General features: G+C 64.7%; 13 protein-coding genes. 12 read left to right on the top strand and 1 reads right to left on the bottom strand.

Features of this window, described 5'->3' with window-relative positions; genetic code table 11:
• Positions 1-45 precede the first annotated feature (45 nt).
• The 12 genes from AB3X98_RS03015 to AB3X98_RS02960 all read left to right on the top strand — a co-directional run bounded on the left by AB3X98_RS03015 (position 46) and on the right by AB3X98_RS02960 (position 11,499).
• Entirely contained in the window at positions 46-771 is a 726-nt protein-coding gene (locus AB3X98_RS03015) for a 2OG-Fe(II) oxygenase (RefSeq protein ID WP_368606563.1), read from the top strand.
• A 25-nt stretch (positions 772-796) separates the two neighbouring features.
• Positions 797-1,348 (top strand): methylated-DNA--[protein]-cysteine S-methyltransferase, encoded by a 552-nt coding sequence (locus tag AB3X98_RS03010; protein WP_368606564.1) that lies wholly within the window; start codon positions 797-799, stop codon positions 1,346-1,348.
• A gap of 19 nt (positions 1,349-1,367) precedes the next feature.
• Positions 1,368-2,108 carry a 2OG-Fe(II) oxygenase gene (locus AB3X98_RS03005; RefSeq protein ID WP_368606570.1) on the top strand — a complete coding sequence of 247 codons (741 nt, stop codon included), beginning with the start codon at positions 1,368-1,370 and terminating at the stop codon, positions 2,106-2,108.
• 237 nt (positions 2,109-2,345) lie between these two features.
• A complete protein-coding gene (locus tag AB3X98_RS03000) occupies positions 2,346-3,368 on the top strand; it encodes a DUF2891 domain-containing protein (RefSeq protein WP_368606565.1) in 1,023 nt (340 codons plus the stop codon).
• A gap of 171 nt (positions 3,369-3,539) precedes the next feature.
• Positions 3,540-3,980 (top strand): CBS domain-containing protein, encoded by a 441-nt coding sequence (locus AB3X98_RS02995; protein ID WP_368606566.1) that lies wholly within the window; start codon positions 3,540-3,542, stop codon positions 3,978-3,980.
• A 240-nt stretch (positions 3,981-4,220) separates the two neighbouring features.
• Positions 4,221-5,786: a methyl-accepting chemotaxis protein gene (locus tag AB3X98_RS02990; protein ID WP_368606567.1), complete on the top strand. Its 1,566-nt coding sequence runs from the start codon at positions 4,221-4,223 to the stop codon at positions 5,784-5,786.
• Positions 5,787-5,853: 67 nt separating this feature from the next.
• Positions 5,854-6,252 (top strand): VOC family protein, encoded by a 399-nt coding sequence (locus AB3X98_RS02985; RefSeq protein ID WP_069267035.1) that lies wholly within the window; start codon positions 5,854-5,856, stop codon positions 6,250-6,252.
• 35 nt (positions 6,253-6,287) lie between these two features.
• Entirely contained in the window at positions 6,288-6,542 is a 255-nt protein-coding gene (locus tag AB3X98_RS02980) for a hypothetical protein (RefSeq protein ID WP_342949383.1), read from the top strand.
• 255 nt (positions 6,543-6,797) lie between these two features.
• Positions 6,798-8,063 (top strand): ABC transporter substrate-binding protein, encoded by a 1,266-nt coding sequence (locus AB3X98_RS02975; protein WP_069267058.1) that lies wholly within the window; start codon positions 6,798-6,800, stop codon positions 8,061-8,063.
• A 93-nt stretch (positions 8,064-8,156) separates the two neighbouring features.
• Positions 8,157-9,032, top strand: a complete 876-nt coding sequence (locus tag AB3X98_RS02970) for a branched-chain amino acid ABC transporter permease (protein WP_069267033.1) — start codon at positions 8,157-8,159, stop codon at positions 9,030-9,032.
• Positions 9,033-9,055: 23 nt separating this feature from the next.
• Positions 9,056-9,982: a branched-chain amino acid ABC transporter permease gene (locus AB3X98_RS02965; RefSeq protein WP_069267032.1), complete on the top strand. Its 927-nt coding sequence runs from the start codon at positions 9,056-9,058 to the stop codon at positions 9,980-9,982.
• Entirely contained in the window at positions 9,979-11,499 is a 1,521-nt protein-coding gene (locus AB3X98_RS02960) for an ATP-binding cassette domain-containing protein (protein ID WP_368606568.1), read from the top strand. Before AB3X98_RS02965 ends, AB3X98_RS02960 begins: the two co-directional genes overlap by 4 nt.
• A gap of 31 nt (positions 11,500-11,530) precedes the next feature.
• Here AB3X98_RS02960 and AB3X98_RS02955 read toward each other — a convergent pair whose 3' ends face one another.
• Positions 11,531-13,273, bottom strand: coding sequence for a Na/Pi cotransporter family protein (locus tag AB3X98_RS02955; RefSeq protein WP_069267030.1), 1,743 nt, complete (start codon positions 13,271-13,273; stop codon positions 11,531-11,533).
• Positions 13,274-13,289 lie beyond the last annotated feature (16 nt).

The raw sequence follows: 13,289 nt of genomic DNA, 5'->3' as shown, positions 1-13,289 counted from the left end.
GGGAGATCGGCGAAAATGCCGCTTGCGAAAGGAGGGATACACGCGATGAGTACCGGGGCCATGCGGGCAGGGAAGCCGGAATCCGGAACATATGACTGGGTCGAGATCGAGCGATCGCTCGACATGCGCGGCTACGCAGTGCTGCCCCGCGTGCTCAGGCCCGAACAATGCGCACAGCTCGCCGCCCTCTACGCGAGGGACGATGGCTTTCGCTCGCGCATCGTCATGGCGCGCCACAATTTCGGGCGCGGGGAGTACAAGTACTTCGCGTATCCGCTGCCGTCGCTGCTTCAGCGCTTGCGGCATGCGCTCTATCCGTCCCTCGCGCCGATCGCGAACCGCTGGAACGAGCAACTGGGGATCGACACGCAGTACCCGGCCGATCTCGACGCGTTTCTCGATCAATGCCACCGCGCGGGGCAAACGCGCCCGACACCGCTCATCCTCGAATACGGCCCGGGCGACTATAACTGCCTGCACCAGGACTTGTACGGCGAGCATGTGTTTCCGCTGCAGGTGGCGATGCTGCTCTCACGCCCCGGCGTCGATTTCGAGGGCGGCGAATTCGTGATGACGCAGAGCGCGTCGAACGGTCAATGCGCCGAAGTGATTCCGCTGGACCAGGGCGACGCGGTGCTGTTCACCGTCAACCAGCGGCCGGCTGCGAACCGGCGTGGCGGCACGCGCAGGGTCGCGATGCGGCACGGCGTGAGCGTCGTGCGCAGCGGCAAGCGTCATACCGTCGGCCTGATTTTTCACGATTCACGTTAGCGCGCCAAACGCGAAGGACCGCATCATGCAACTGTTTCTCAGCCATATCGAGTCGCCGCCTGGCGATCTCATGCTGGTGAGCGACGCGCAGCATCGGCTGTATGCGCTCGAATTCGCCGATCACCGCTCTCGTCTGCATCGCGGTCTGCGCGATCGTTACGGGGGTGCCGAATTGATCGACGCCGCCGCGCCGGCGTCGATTGCCGACGCCATGACGCGCTATTTCTCGGGCGAATTGAACGCGCTCGATGCTCTCCCGGTCGTCATGGCGGGCTCGGACCTGGAAGAAAAGGTCTGGGCGGCGTTGCGTCACATTCCGGCCGGCACCACCACCAGCTACGGCAAGCTCGCAAAAGCGCTGGGATTCGAAGACCCGCGCGCGGCGATCGACATCGGCGCGGCCAACGGCGCGAATCCCATCGCTATCGTCGTGCCGTGCCATCGCGTGATTGCCAGCAACGGCGAGTTGAAGGGCTACGCGTGGGGCTTGCATCGCAAGCGCTGGCTCCTCGAACACGAGAAGGCGATTGCGGCCGCGCGCGAGGTTCCGCAGACGGCAACGCTCCCGGGATTTTGAAACGAATATGTCCTTGTCTATGAGTTCAGCCGCCAACACATTCGATAAGCTCGATTGGAGCGCAATCGCCGCGCAACTGGACAGCGAAGGGTATGCGGTACTGCCTCGGCTAGCTGGCGCGGCCGAGGCCCGCATGCTCGCGCGCGAGGCCGGCAGATTGACCGCGTTGCGCCGCGTTCCGCTCGACTCGCTCGATCTCGGTCGTGGCGATCTACTGTACTTCGGCGCCGCGCTGCCGCATCCGTGGGCGCAATGGCGTGCGGACCTCTATCGCCAGTTGGCGCCCATCGCCAATCGATGGAACGAGATGCTTGGCATGCCTTATCGATACCCTGCAGCGCTGGATGCATTTCTGGAGCGCAACCGTCGAGCGGGGCAAACGCAGGCGCAGTCGCATCTGAACCAGCTCCGCACCGACGACTATCTGGCGCTGCATCAACGCAGTGAAGGGGAGCATGTATTTCCGCTGCAAATGGTCGCCTTGCTCTCGGCGCCGGGGAAAGACTTCACGGGCGGCGAACTCGTGCTGACCGAGCAGCGTCCGCGCATGCAGTCGCGCCCGACGGTCGTTCCGCTCGGCTTGGGCGACGCGGCGATCATCGCCACGGCCCAGCGGCCATTCAAAGGCAGCAGCGCTTACTACCGCGTGAACCTCCGGCATGCCATCAGCCGCGTGCGCAGCGGCGAGCGCATTGGCGCCGAGTTGTCGTTCCACGACGCGCCGAAGGCGGCGAACGATCAACACGCATTCGATCTCTGAATCCTGCTGAACAGAGATTCCAGTCCGTCGCGGCGATTGCAACTAACTGCCAAGCCCGCCAACCCCAGCCATACGCCGCGCCCCAGCGCGGCGGCATTGATTCGCCTTCATGCGATGCCCATCGCCCAGGGACTTCCCTTACAAAGACTTTATCGACTATTTATCGATAAATTGCCGTGATAGATTTCTCAACACGCTGGATGTACGCCTTCGTTTTCCGGTTCTGATGAGCTCACGATGACCACACACCTCACCGCCGCCCATGCCTCGAAGTTCGCCTCGCTCGCGCTTGCCCACCTCACGCGCGAGTACCCGAACAAGCTGACCCACTCGCTCGATGGCCCACAGGACGTGCAGAGCCCGCGCGCGCTACACCCGGCCTTTTACGGCAGCTACGACTGGCATTCGTGCGTGCACGGCTACTGGCTCGTGCTGCATCTGCTCGAGCGCTTTCCCGACTTGCCCGAGGGGCCGCAGATCGTCGCCGTGGTCGACGAACACTTCACGCCGGAGAAGATGGCCGGCGAGATGGCCTACCTCACGCTCGCGCACAATCGCGGTTTCGAGCGCCCTTATGGCTGGGCATGGCTGCTCGCGCTCGCGGCGCAAGTCGACGCGCTGGTCGAATCGATGAAGCTGCCGCAGGCCGCGCGCTGGAAGGCGGCGCTCGCGCCGCTCACCGACTGGTTCGTCGAGCGTTTCGAGGAATTCCTGCCGAAGGCGACCTATCCGCTGCGAGTGGGCACTCACTTCAATACGGCGTTCGCGCTCACGCTCGCGTACGACTTCGCAAAAGCCACAGCGCGTCCGGCGCTGGCGACGCTGATCGAAGACACCGCCACGCGCTGGCACGCGAACGACGCGGGCTGCCAGGCATGGGAGCCGGGCGGCGACGAATTCCTCTCGCCCGCGCTGAGCGTGGCCCTGCTGATGAGCCGAGTGTTGCGCGCACAGGATTTCGAGCCGTGGTTCACGCGCTTCTTGCCCAGCCTCGCGGTGCAAGAGCCGGTCACGCTCTTCACGCCGGCCACCGTGACCGACCGCAGTGACGGCAAGATCGCCCACCTCGACGGCCTCAACCTGAGCCGCGCGTGGTGTCAGCGCTCACTTGCACGCGCACTGCCGGCCGGCGACGCACGCGTGGCCGTCCTCAACGATGCCGCGCAATTGCATCTAGCCAGCGCGCTCGACCACGTGGCTGGGGACTACATGGGCGAGCACTGGCTCGCCACCTTCGCGACGCTCGCGCTCGAAGCATGACGAAGGCATGAAACGTGTGGGGCGTGCCGTTCGCGCGCGCCTCACGCCGCTTTCCAGACTGAAGATTGACGCGTCTGCGGTCGATATAACGGGCTGAAGCCCCGAGCTGCAGCCGGAATCGGCCGCGCATCGTCCGGCTCGGGACGTCGAACCCATTCAGGTCTGGAAGGTATGCAAGTAGGGAAATTCATGACGAGCCGTGTCGTCACCATTGGCTTCGATGACACGCTCGCGACCGTGCGCGAGATTTTCGCCGAAGCGAGCTTTCATCATCTGCTCGTGGTCGAAGACGGCAAGCTGCAAGGCGTCGTCTCCGATCGCGACCTGTTGCGCGCGATCAGCCCGTTCATCGACAGCGTGGTCGAATCCGCGCGCGATCTCGGCACGCTCAACAAGCGCGTGCACCAGATCATGAGCCGCAAGCCGCTCACGCTGCGGCCCGAGTCGAGCCTCTCCGACGCCGTGGCCCTCTTTCTGTCCAACAAGATTTCGTGCATTCCCATTGTGGATGCCGAATTCCGTCCCGTTGGCATCGTGAGCTGGCGCGACGTGCTGCGCTATCTCGTGCCGATGGACGAGGGCGAGGCGGGTGCGGAGCCAGCCAGCGCGTGATGCGGATTGATTCGTACGCGTCCCATATATTGGTCTGTATTGCGAAGCGTTGCTAACGGTCGTACTTCTTTGCAGCAAACCATAAAGTTCGCAAGCTCTCCTGCCGTTGTTATGTACTGGGCGCTTAATCAGCCTGAACGCCCGGGCTGCACTGGACAAGCGCACCGGAACAATCAATGAAAAACGACTGGGCCACGCGCGGCCTCCAGAGCCGCGCGCCCCACGGAAGAGAGACCAGGAATGCTTCACAAGCTGTCGATACGCGCGAGCCTGACCCTGATGATCGCCTTCTTCGGCGTCGTCCTGATCGTCGGCGCCGCCACAGGACTCCTGTCGATGCGAGCGGGCAACGAGTCGCTGCGCACCATGTACACCGTCAATACGCCGGCCGTCGCCGACCTCGAGGGCAGCGCCGGCCAGCTGCTGCGTCTGCGCCTCGCGCTCGCCACCAACGCATCGCTCTCCGATCTCGGCGACCACGATGCCGCGGACGCGGTGCTCAAGCGCTACGACCAGTACCTGAAGAACTCGAACGAGCGTCTGGACCACTATCTGTCGATTGCGAGCGGAGAAGGCGAGGCGCAGGATCTGATCGCCGACATGCAGGCCAGGCGCAACAGCTTCCTGCACGATGGCCTCGAGCCGGCACTGGCGGCGCTCAAGGCCGGGGACAAAACCGCATTCCAGGAACTGCAGGGCCACAAGCTGCCGTCGCTCTACAGCAACTACGAAAAGGCGATGCTCGTACTCGAGAAGCGCCAGATCGACCTCGGTGCGCAGCGCTACCAGGAAGCGCAGGACCGCTTCAACGCAGTGAGCGTCGCGGTGGGCGTGGGCATGGTGCTCTCGCTGCTGTTCGCGTGGATTGGCCGCGCCGCGCTCATGCGCGCGATCGTGCATCCCGTGGACGCGGCCATCGCCCAGTTCCAGCGTATCGCCGCGGGCGACCTGAGCGGCACGGTGCAGACGACGAGCAACAACGAAATGGGCCGCCTGCAGGCCGCGCTGCGGCAGATGCAGGATGCACTCATCAAGACGGTCAGCAGCGTGCGTGAAGGCGCGCTGTCGATCGACAAGGGCGTGAGCGAGATCGCGGCGGGCAATACGGACCTTTCGCAGCGCACCGAGGAGCAGGCTGCCTCGCTCGAGGAAACGGCGGCGAGCATCGAAGAGCTGACCTCCACCGTCAAGCAGACCGCCGAAAACGCACGCCAGGCCAGCACGCTGGCCGAGGGCGCTTCCGGTCTTGCCGCGCAAGGCGGCGCGCTCTCGCGCGAAGTGGTCGGCACGATGCAGGACATCGTGGGCGACTCGCGGCGCGTGGGCGAGATCGTCGGCGTGATCGAGGGCATTGCGTTCCAGACCAACATCCTCGCGCTCAACGCGGCGGTGGAAGCGGCGCGCGCGGGCGAGGAAGGGCGCGGCTTCGCGGTGGTGGCGAGCGAAGTGCGCTCGCTCGCGCAGCGCAGCGCCGCGGCGGCCAAGGAGATCAAGGAACTGATCGAGTCGTCGACCTCGCGCGTGGAAACGGGCGCGGGCCTCGTCGAGCGCTCGGGCTCGACCATGAGCGAAATCGTCGAAGCGATCGCGCGCGTGAGTGCGATCATGAACGAGATCGCATCGGCGGCGGCGGAGCAGAGCACGGGCATCGATCAGGTCAACGTCGCCGTGGGACAGATGGACCTCGTGACCCAGCAGAATGCGGCACTCGTTGAGCAGGCAACGGCTGCCGCGTCGTCGCTCGAAAACGAAGCGCACCGGCTGAACGCCGCGGTTTCGGTGTTCCGCGTCGGCCGCACCGGGTAACGCAAACGCTGCAGGGTGTGATCCGCCGGTTATAGTCGTGTATTCACGACTGCGGAGTGCCAGCACCATGCAGCTTCTCGATCACGTTTCGATCGGCGTGCCCGATCTCGACGCTGCGCGTCCCTTCTACGATGCGATCATGAATGCGTTGGGTGCGCTCAAGGTCTACGACCGCCCCAACGCGCTCGGCTACGGCGAGCGTTGCGACGCCGCCGAAACGCAGTCGTCGTATCTTTCCATCTACCTGGACGCCAGCGCCATCGAGCCGAACAAGCGGCACTGGTGCTTCAAGGCCGCTACACGCTCGCAGGTCGATGCGTTCCATGCAGCCGGTCTCGCTGCGGGCGGCCGCTCGGATGGCGATCCAGGCTTGCGGCCGCATTATCACGCCGACTATTACGCCGCCTTTCTCATCGATCCTGCCGGAAACCGGGTCGAGGCCGTGTGCCATACTGCATCGGCCTGAAGTTGCGCCTCACGCGAGGCGCGGGAGATGGGGACATGCCGGGCACTGGCAAATACTGGTTTCGAGCCAAACGCTATGGCTGGGGGTGGGGACTTCCGCTCACCTGGCAGGGGTGGGTGGTGCTCGTGGCGTATGTCTTGTCGATTGCCTTGAGCGCGGTACTTTTTGAACCGCACGGGCAGCCGTACGCATTCGCGGCATTCGTGATACTCGCCACGCTCGCGCTTTCGGCGGTCTGCTGGCTCAAGGGTGAGCCGCCTCGCTGGCGCTGGGGCAAGGACCGCGAGTGAGCGTCTCGTCCCCTGATGCGTTCAGCGAGCGCGAACGTGCGCGAGGTGCTGCGCGCATCGTTCGTAGCCGCGCGGGCAAGCGCGTTTTCTTGCCGCCTTGCACCATGAAATCAGCACGTTATCCGTATGTTACCTGTCATCGTTTTTCCCGATTGAGCGTGTAAAGGCGGGTGTTACTGTTGGGGGCACATTCTTCAAAGCAGCTTTGAAGCGGGCAGATGTTCTTCAACGATCCAGGCGAATCGGAGATGCATGATGTCCTGTAACGGCGTGTGGCGAAACCTTCATCGCGTAGCGGCGACGGGTATGGTGGCGGCAGGGCTGGGCCTCGCGGCCGGCGCGCATGCCGCGGGCGACCCGATCAAGATCGGCGTGATCAGCGAGGAGTCCGCGGTGGCGGGCGCCTCGATCAGCAAGGCGGCGCAGCTCGCCGCGGACGAGATCAACGCGAGCGGCGGCGTAGATGGCCGGCCCATCCAGATCATCGCCTACGACGACCACTCGTCGGCCTCGGACGGCGTGCGCGCGTTCCAGCGCGCCGCGACCCAGGACAAGGTCGTCGCCGTGATCGGCAGCTATATCAGCGAAGTGGCGCTCGCCATGGAACCCTGGTCGGCGCGGCTGAAAATGCCCTTTATTACGCCGGGCGCCGCGAGCAACGATATTTCGAAGCACGTTCACGACGACTACGACCACTACAAATACACGTTCCACGGCTGGATGACGTCGGCATTCATCGCGCAGTCGATCTGCGATTTTTCGCACGATATTCTCGTCGGCCAGTTCAAGATGAAGTCGACGGTCGTGATGAGCGAGGACGCGGCATGGACCAAGCCGCTCGACGAGCGCTTCATGGAATGCCTGCCCAAGGCCGGTCTTCAGGTGCTGGATCATATCCGCTTCAATCCGGATACTTCGGACTTCACACCAATTTTCAACCAGATCGAGGCCAAACACCCCGATACGATCACCACGGGCATCAGCCACGTGGGCGTGCAGCCAACGGTGCAATGGCACGATCAGCAGGTGCCGATCCCGATGTCGGGCCAGAGCTCGCAGGCCACGACCACGAGCTTCTGGAAGGACACGAACGGCGCGACGGAGGGCGTGATCACGGCTTCCGCCGCGGCGCCGGGTGTGGCGATCACGCCGAAGACGGTGCCCTTCGCGGATGCGTACCAGAAGAAGTTCGGCGTATCGCCAGCGTATTGCGGCTTCTCGACCTATGACCTCGTATACATCCTCGCGGATGCGATCAAGCGCAACAAGGGCTCGACCGATCCGGACCAGATGGTCGCCGCGCTCGAGAAGACGGATTACGTCGGCACGATCGGGCGCTGGGAATTCTACGGCAAGAACGACACGTTCACGCACGCGCTCAAGTACGGCCCGGGCTACATCACCGGCATCAACCTGCAGTGGCAGGACGGCAAGCAGATCGCGATCTGGCCCAAGTCCGTTGCAAACGGCAAGGTCAAGTTCCCGACCTTCATCAAGCTCCAGCAGGCTAGCGCAAACTAGCTTCGCGTAGTGCGTCGCGCGGTGCGGCCCTTCGTCTGACGATGGGCCGCATGGCGCATGTTGCGACACGCCAATCCACCTGAAAGGCCGGGCATGCTGCTCTTGCAGATCCTCATCGACGGCTTTGCCATCAGTTCGCTCTACGCGCTGGGCGCCATCGGCTTCACGCTGATTTTCGGCGTCTCCGGCATATTGAATCTCGCGCATGGCGGTGTGATGCTCGTCGCCGCGCTGATGGGCTGGATGCTCGCGGGGGAGGCAGGGCTCGGCACCTATCTCGGCACGCTGCTTGGCGTGGTCGCCGGTCTCATCGCGGCCTATGTTACCTACCTGATGGTGGTTCGGCCTATCCAGCGTTCCGCTGCGATTCCGGCCGAAGAGAAGGAAATCTTCGTGCTCACCGGCACCTTGCTGTGGGGCATCATGATCCAGCAGGGCATGGCCTGGCTCTTCACCGACAACCCGGTGACGATGCGCCCGCTCATCGGCGGCGTGGCGATGATCGGCAGCGTGCGCGTGCCGTTCAACGAGATCATGATCGCCGTGGTCTGCTGGGCCGTGATCGGCCTCCTGTGGCTCTTCGTGAATCGTACGCGCGCGGGCAAGGCGCTGCTCGCCGCCTCGATGAATCCGCGCGGCCTCACGCTGCTCGGTTTCGAACTCTCGCGCATCTATCTGCTTGCGTGGACCATTTACGGCGTGCTGGCGGGCATTGCGGGCGTGCTGCTGGCGTCGTTCCTCGGCGTGAGTACGAACAACGCCGGGCAACTCACGGCGAGCGCGTTCTCCATTGTCGTGCTGGGCGGACTTGGCAGCGTTTCCGGATCGTTGATGGCCGCGTATGTGGTCGGCTATCTGGAGACCGTCACCGCGTATCTCGTTGCGCCGACGCTGCGGCCGCTGCCTGCGCTGCTGCTGCTGGTGCTCGTCGTCTATGTGCGGCCCCAGGGCTTCCTGGGTCGTCGCTAACGGAGCGAAGGGAGCACATCGACATGTCCGGTCTTCTTCGTTCGCGTGGGGTGTGGGTGGCCGTGTTGCTCGCCGTTGCGGCGGCCACGCTGCCGTGGTGGATGTCGGGGTATATCCTCGGCGTGCTCACGGTCGCGTATTACTTCGGCGTGTTCGCGATGTCGTGGGACCTGCTGTTCGGTTTTGCCGGCGAGGTGAATTTCGGCCCGACGTTCCTGATTGGTCTCGGCGCCTATTCGGCGGCGATCATCGACGCCCATTGGGGGCTGCCGATTCCTGTTTGCGTGATCGCGGGCGGCCTCTTCGCGCTGGTCGGCGGCCTGCTGCTCGCGGTGCCCGCGCTGCGGCTGCGCGGCCCGTACTTCGGCCTCGTCACGCTCGTGGCCGTGCTGCTGCTGCAGAACGCCATCGTGATTTTCGCGGGCGTGACGGGCGGCGAGATCGGCATGATGGTGCCCGACGTGATGTCCGTCGACGCCAACCACAACTACTGGATCGCGCTGGCGTTTCTGGTCGTCTGCGCGATCCTGCTGTTCGGTCTCTCCCGCTCGGCAATCGGCCTCATCTTGCAGGCGAGCGGCCAGGACGCGACCGGTGCGCAGGCGCTGGGCTTCAACGTCACGCGGCACAAGCTCGTGGCCTTTTGCATCAGCGCCGTGTTTTCGGGCGTGGCCGGCGCGATGCTCGTGTTCTATCAAGGCACGGCTTCGGTGAGCACGGTGGTGGACCTGAGCGTCGGCGTGCAGATCATCATCGCGGCGGTGCTCGGCGGGCGCCGCACGATACTCGGCGCCGTGCTCGGATCGATCTTCCTGATCGTGGCCGGCGAATTCCTGCGCCCACTTGGCCAACTCAACACGTTCGTCGTCGCGGCCGTCGCGCTCGCGGCGCTGCTGTTCTTTCCGGACGGCCTGCTCGGCAACTTGCTGCGTACGAGGGCCCGCCAATGAACGACACGCCGCTGCTCTCAGTACGCGGGCTGACCAAGCGCTTTGGCGGTCTCGTCGCGGTGAAGGACATCGGCTTCGACATCCGGCCCGGCGAGATCCTGGGCCTGATCGGCCCCAACGGGTCCGGTAAGTCGACGGTGATGAAGCTCATCATGGGCATCGAGCGCCCCAACGCGGGCTCGGTCAAGGTGAACGGCGTAGAGATGGCCGGCTGGGCGCCGCACCGCATTGCGCGCGCCGGTGTTGGCATCGTGTTTCAGCATTCGCGCCCGCTGCATCGGCAAACGGTGCTGGAGCACATCAAGCTCGCACTGCTGCCCGACTCGCTCGTCAAGCTCGCGGCAGAGCCGCATGTGCATCAGCGCGCGCAGGAAATCGCCGCGCGCGTGGGTCTGGCCGCCGTCATGTACCGGCACCCTGCCACGCTGCCGTTCGCGGACCTGCGCCGCATGGAGATGGCGAAGGCGATTGCACGCGACCCGCAGGTCGTGCTCGTCGACGAGCCCTTCGCAGGACTCACGGTTGCGGAATCCGAGGCATTCTCCGAGCTGATTCGCGGTTTTCGCGCGGAGGGGTGCGCGGTGCTGCTGGTCGATCACAACGTCAAAAGCCTTTCAGCGCTCGCCGACCGCGTGCTCGCGATGTACCTCGGCGAGCACGTTGCCGAAGGCACGGCGGAAGAGGTGATGCAAAACGAAACGGTGCGCCGCGTGTATCTGGGCAGCAAGCTGGAGCTGCGTCAGCGCTCGAGCGTCGCGGGCGAGGCGAAGCGCGCCATCCTCGAGGTTTCGGACTTGCGCGTGCTGTACGGCAAGGCATGCGCGCTCGACGGCGTGAGCCTCCACGTGCGCGAGGGCGAGTTCGTTTCGGTGGTCGGCCTCAACGGCGCGGGCAAGACCACGCTCTTCAACGCGCTCTCGGGCCTGCTGCCGTACCAGGGGACGATCCGCTTCGACGGGCGCGATCTGAAGGGCATGAGCGGGGCGGCGGTCTCGCGCGCGGGCCTCGTGCAATGCCCGGAAACGCGCGAGCTGTTCGGCGACATGACGGTGCGCGAGAATCTCGAACTCGGCGGCTATCATCTCTCCGACGACGTGCGCAAGAAGCAGCTCACCTGGCTCTACGACCTCTTTCCGATCCTCAAGTCGCGCCAGAGCCAAACCGCGCGCACGCTTTCGGGCGGCGAGCAGCAAATGCTGGCCATTGCGCGTGCGCTCATGCCTCAGCCCAGGCTGCTGATACTCGACGAGCCGACGCTCGGGCTCGCACCCGTGATCCTCGAACAGCTTTCGAAGGCGCTGGACGCGCTGCAGCAGTCCACGCCCATTACGGTGCTGCTGGGCGAGCAGAACGTTCGCTTCGCCCTGCCGCACGCGGACCGCGTTTATGTGCTGGAACATGCGCGCATCGTCTGGGAGGGGAGCGCTTCGCGCTTCGAGACGGAGATGGGGCGCGGCTTTCTCGAAGCGGTGCCCACGACCGTTCCTCATGCACTGACCTCGGGCGCGCCGCGTTGAAGGCCACGCGCGGCATGCGCGCGCCGCGTCTTCACGCCTGAGCTTCTGCCTCGGTCTCGGCCACGGCCTCTGCGCTTTCAGGCTCCAGCACTTTCACGTCGTGCAGCCACCGCGTGGCCTTGGCGATGGCCCGGGAAAGCCGCGCCACCTCGTTCAATTGCTCGATCACGTCGTTGGCGAAGCGGAAAAGGAACGCCGCGCCCTCGTTGCGCAACTGCAGTGCGGACATGATGCGCTGGCGCGCCGAGTCGGACTGCGCTTCGATTTCCGGCTTGGCGTTGACGATGCCCGTCACGACGTCGGCCTCCGGGTGCGCGATCATCTGCACGGCAAGCGTGAAACGCTCGATGACGGACCGGGCGAATTGCACCAGCTCAGGGTTGTTCGCCAACACGGTCACGTCCGCGCTTTGCGCGGCGCGCCTCTGACTCAGCGCGAGCATGCTCGTGGTGGCCACTTCCCGGATGGCGTCGAGGCAGGTGGCAATTCGCGCGAGATCCACTAGTTGCCGGCCTTCGTCGTCGCTTTGCACGGCATCCGAGAGCTTGCCGATATAGGTGAGTATGGCAGTGCTGAGCGAGTCCGCCGCCTTGTCTTCGTTCGACACCGTGGAAAGCGCCTGTGTGGAGCTTTCGACCAGCAGCGTGGCGCTATGCTCGACGAGAATCTGCACGAGCTTGCCGAGCGAAGCCAGTTCGAGTTGCACGCGGGCAATGGCGAGCGCCGGCATTTCGACCAGCGTTTCATCGAGGTAACGCGGCACGCCGGGGTCCTGCCACCCTTCGCGGCGCGCCGGGGCCAGGCGTTCGGCGAGTTTCGCAATGGGCCCCGTGAACCAGATCAGCACGAGGGTGCTGAACACGCTGAACACCGTGTGTGCATTGGCGGCCTGCCGCGGCGTTTCCGCCGCGAGGCGCGCAGCGCCGGTCAGCTCGGGCGCGGAAGGCGAGATCATGCGCACGAAATCGGCGAACTGCGGAATGACGAAGGCGAAGAACAGCACGCCAAGCACGTTGAAGATCAGGTGGACGATACCGACTTGCGCCGCCTCCGCCGACTTGCCGATTGAAGCGAGCAGCGCCGTGCCACAGGTGCCCACATTGGCGCCGAGTATCAGCGCAATGCCCGATTCGAGCGGAATGAGCCCCTGGCTGCCTAGCGCGATCACGATCGCGAGCGTGGCCGCCGAGCTTTGCACGATGGCCGTGAACACCGCGCCGATCACGATGCCGATGAGCGGATTGCGCATGTTCTGCATCGCGTCGATGAACGGCTGGTAATCGCGCAGGGGCCGGGTCGCGTTGCCCATCATTTCGATGCCGAGAAACAGCAGACCGAGGCCGAGCAGCGCGCCGCCCAGTTCGCGCAGCGTTTCGCGCTTCGCGAAGCCATAGAGCAGGAAGCCGCCGCCGAGCATGAACGGCGTGAGCGCGGAGATATTGAACGCGATGATCTGCGCGGTGAGCGTCGAGCCGATATTGGCGCCCATGATCATCGGGATGGACTGCATCAGCGTCATGAGCCGCGCGGAAACGAAGCCCACCAGCAGTACCGTGGTGATAGTCGACGAATTCAGCAGCGCCGTGATGCCGGCGCCCGCAAGCACGCCGCGAAAGCGGTTGGCGGTGAGCGAACCCAGCAGCGATTGCAGGCGCGCGCCGGCGATCGTTTTGAGCGCGCCCGTCATCAGATCCAGCCCGAACAGGAACAGGGCGAGCCCGCCCACCAGCAGTCCGGTCACCTCGACCAGGTTCAGGTTCGCACCAGGCAGCATGGCATTGGGCCCTCGC

Source organism: Paraburkholderia sp. BR14312, assembly GCF_040948675.1.
Classification (GTDB): Bacteria; Pseudomonadota; Gammaproteobacteria; order Burkholderiales; family Burkholderiaceae; genus Paraburkholderia; species Paraburkholderia nodosa_A.
The sequence above is the reverse complement of the archived record's forward strand: the minus strand, read 5'-3'. Positions and strand labels throughout refer to the sequence as shown.

Coding starts and splice junctions, on each gene's coding strand:
- AB3X98_RS03015 (WP_368606563.1), top strand. CDS start 46: ATGAGTACCGGGGCCATGCGGGCAGGGAAGCCGGAATCCGGAACATAT.
- AB3X98_RS03010 (WP_368606564.1), top strand. CDS start 797: ATGCAACTGTTTCTCAGCCATATCGAGTCGCCGCCTGGCGATCTCATG.
- AB3X98_RS03005 (WP_368606570.1), top strand. CDS start 1,368: ATGAGTTCAGCCGCCAACACATTCGATAAGCTCGATTGGAGCGCAATC.
- AB3X98_RS03000 (WP_368606565.1), top strand. CDS start 2,346: ATGACCACACACCTCACCGCCGCCCATGCCTCGAAGTTCGCCTCGCTC.
- AB3X98_RS02995 (WP_368606566.1), top strand. CDS start 3,540: ATGCAAGTAGGGAAATTCATGACGAGCCGTGTCGTCACCATTGGCTTC.
- AB3X98_RS02990 (WP_368606567.1), top strand. CDS start 4,221: ATGCTTCACAAGCTGTCGATACGCGCGAGCCTGACCCTGATGATCGCC.
- AB3X98_RS02985 (WP_069267035.1), top strand. CDS start 5,854: ATGCAGCTTCTCGATCACGTTTCGATCGGCGTGCCCGATCTCGACGCT.
- AB3X98_RS02980 (WP_342949383.1), top strand. CDS start 6,288: ATGCCGGGCACTGGCAAATACTGGTTTCGAGCCAAACGCTATGGCTGG.
- AB3X98_RS02975 (WP_069267058.1), top strand. CDS start 6,798: ATGTCCTGTAACGGCGTGTGGCGAAACCTTCATCGCGTAGCGGCGACG.
- AB3X98_RS02970 (WP_069267033.1), top strand. CDS start 8,157: ATGCTGCTCTTGCAGATCCTCATCGACGGCTTTGCCATCAGTTCGCTC.
- AB3X98_RS02965 (WP_069267032.1), top strand. CDS start 9,056: ATGTCCGGTCTTCTTCGTTCGCGTGGGGTGTGGGTGGCCGTGTTGCTC.
- AB3X98_RS02960 (WP_368606568.1), top strand. CDS start 9,979: ATGAACGACACGCCGCTGCTCTCAGTACGCGGGCTGACCAAGCGCTTT.
- AB3X98_RS02955 (WP_069267030.1), bottom strand. CDS start 13,273: ATGCTGCCTGGTGCGAACCTGAACCTGGTCGAGGTGACCGGACTGCTG.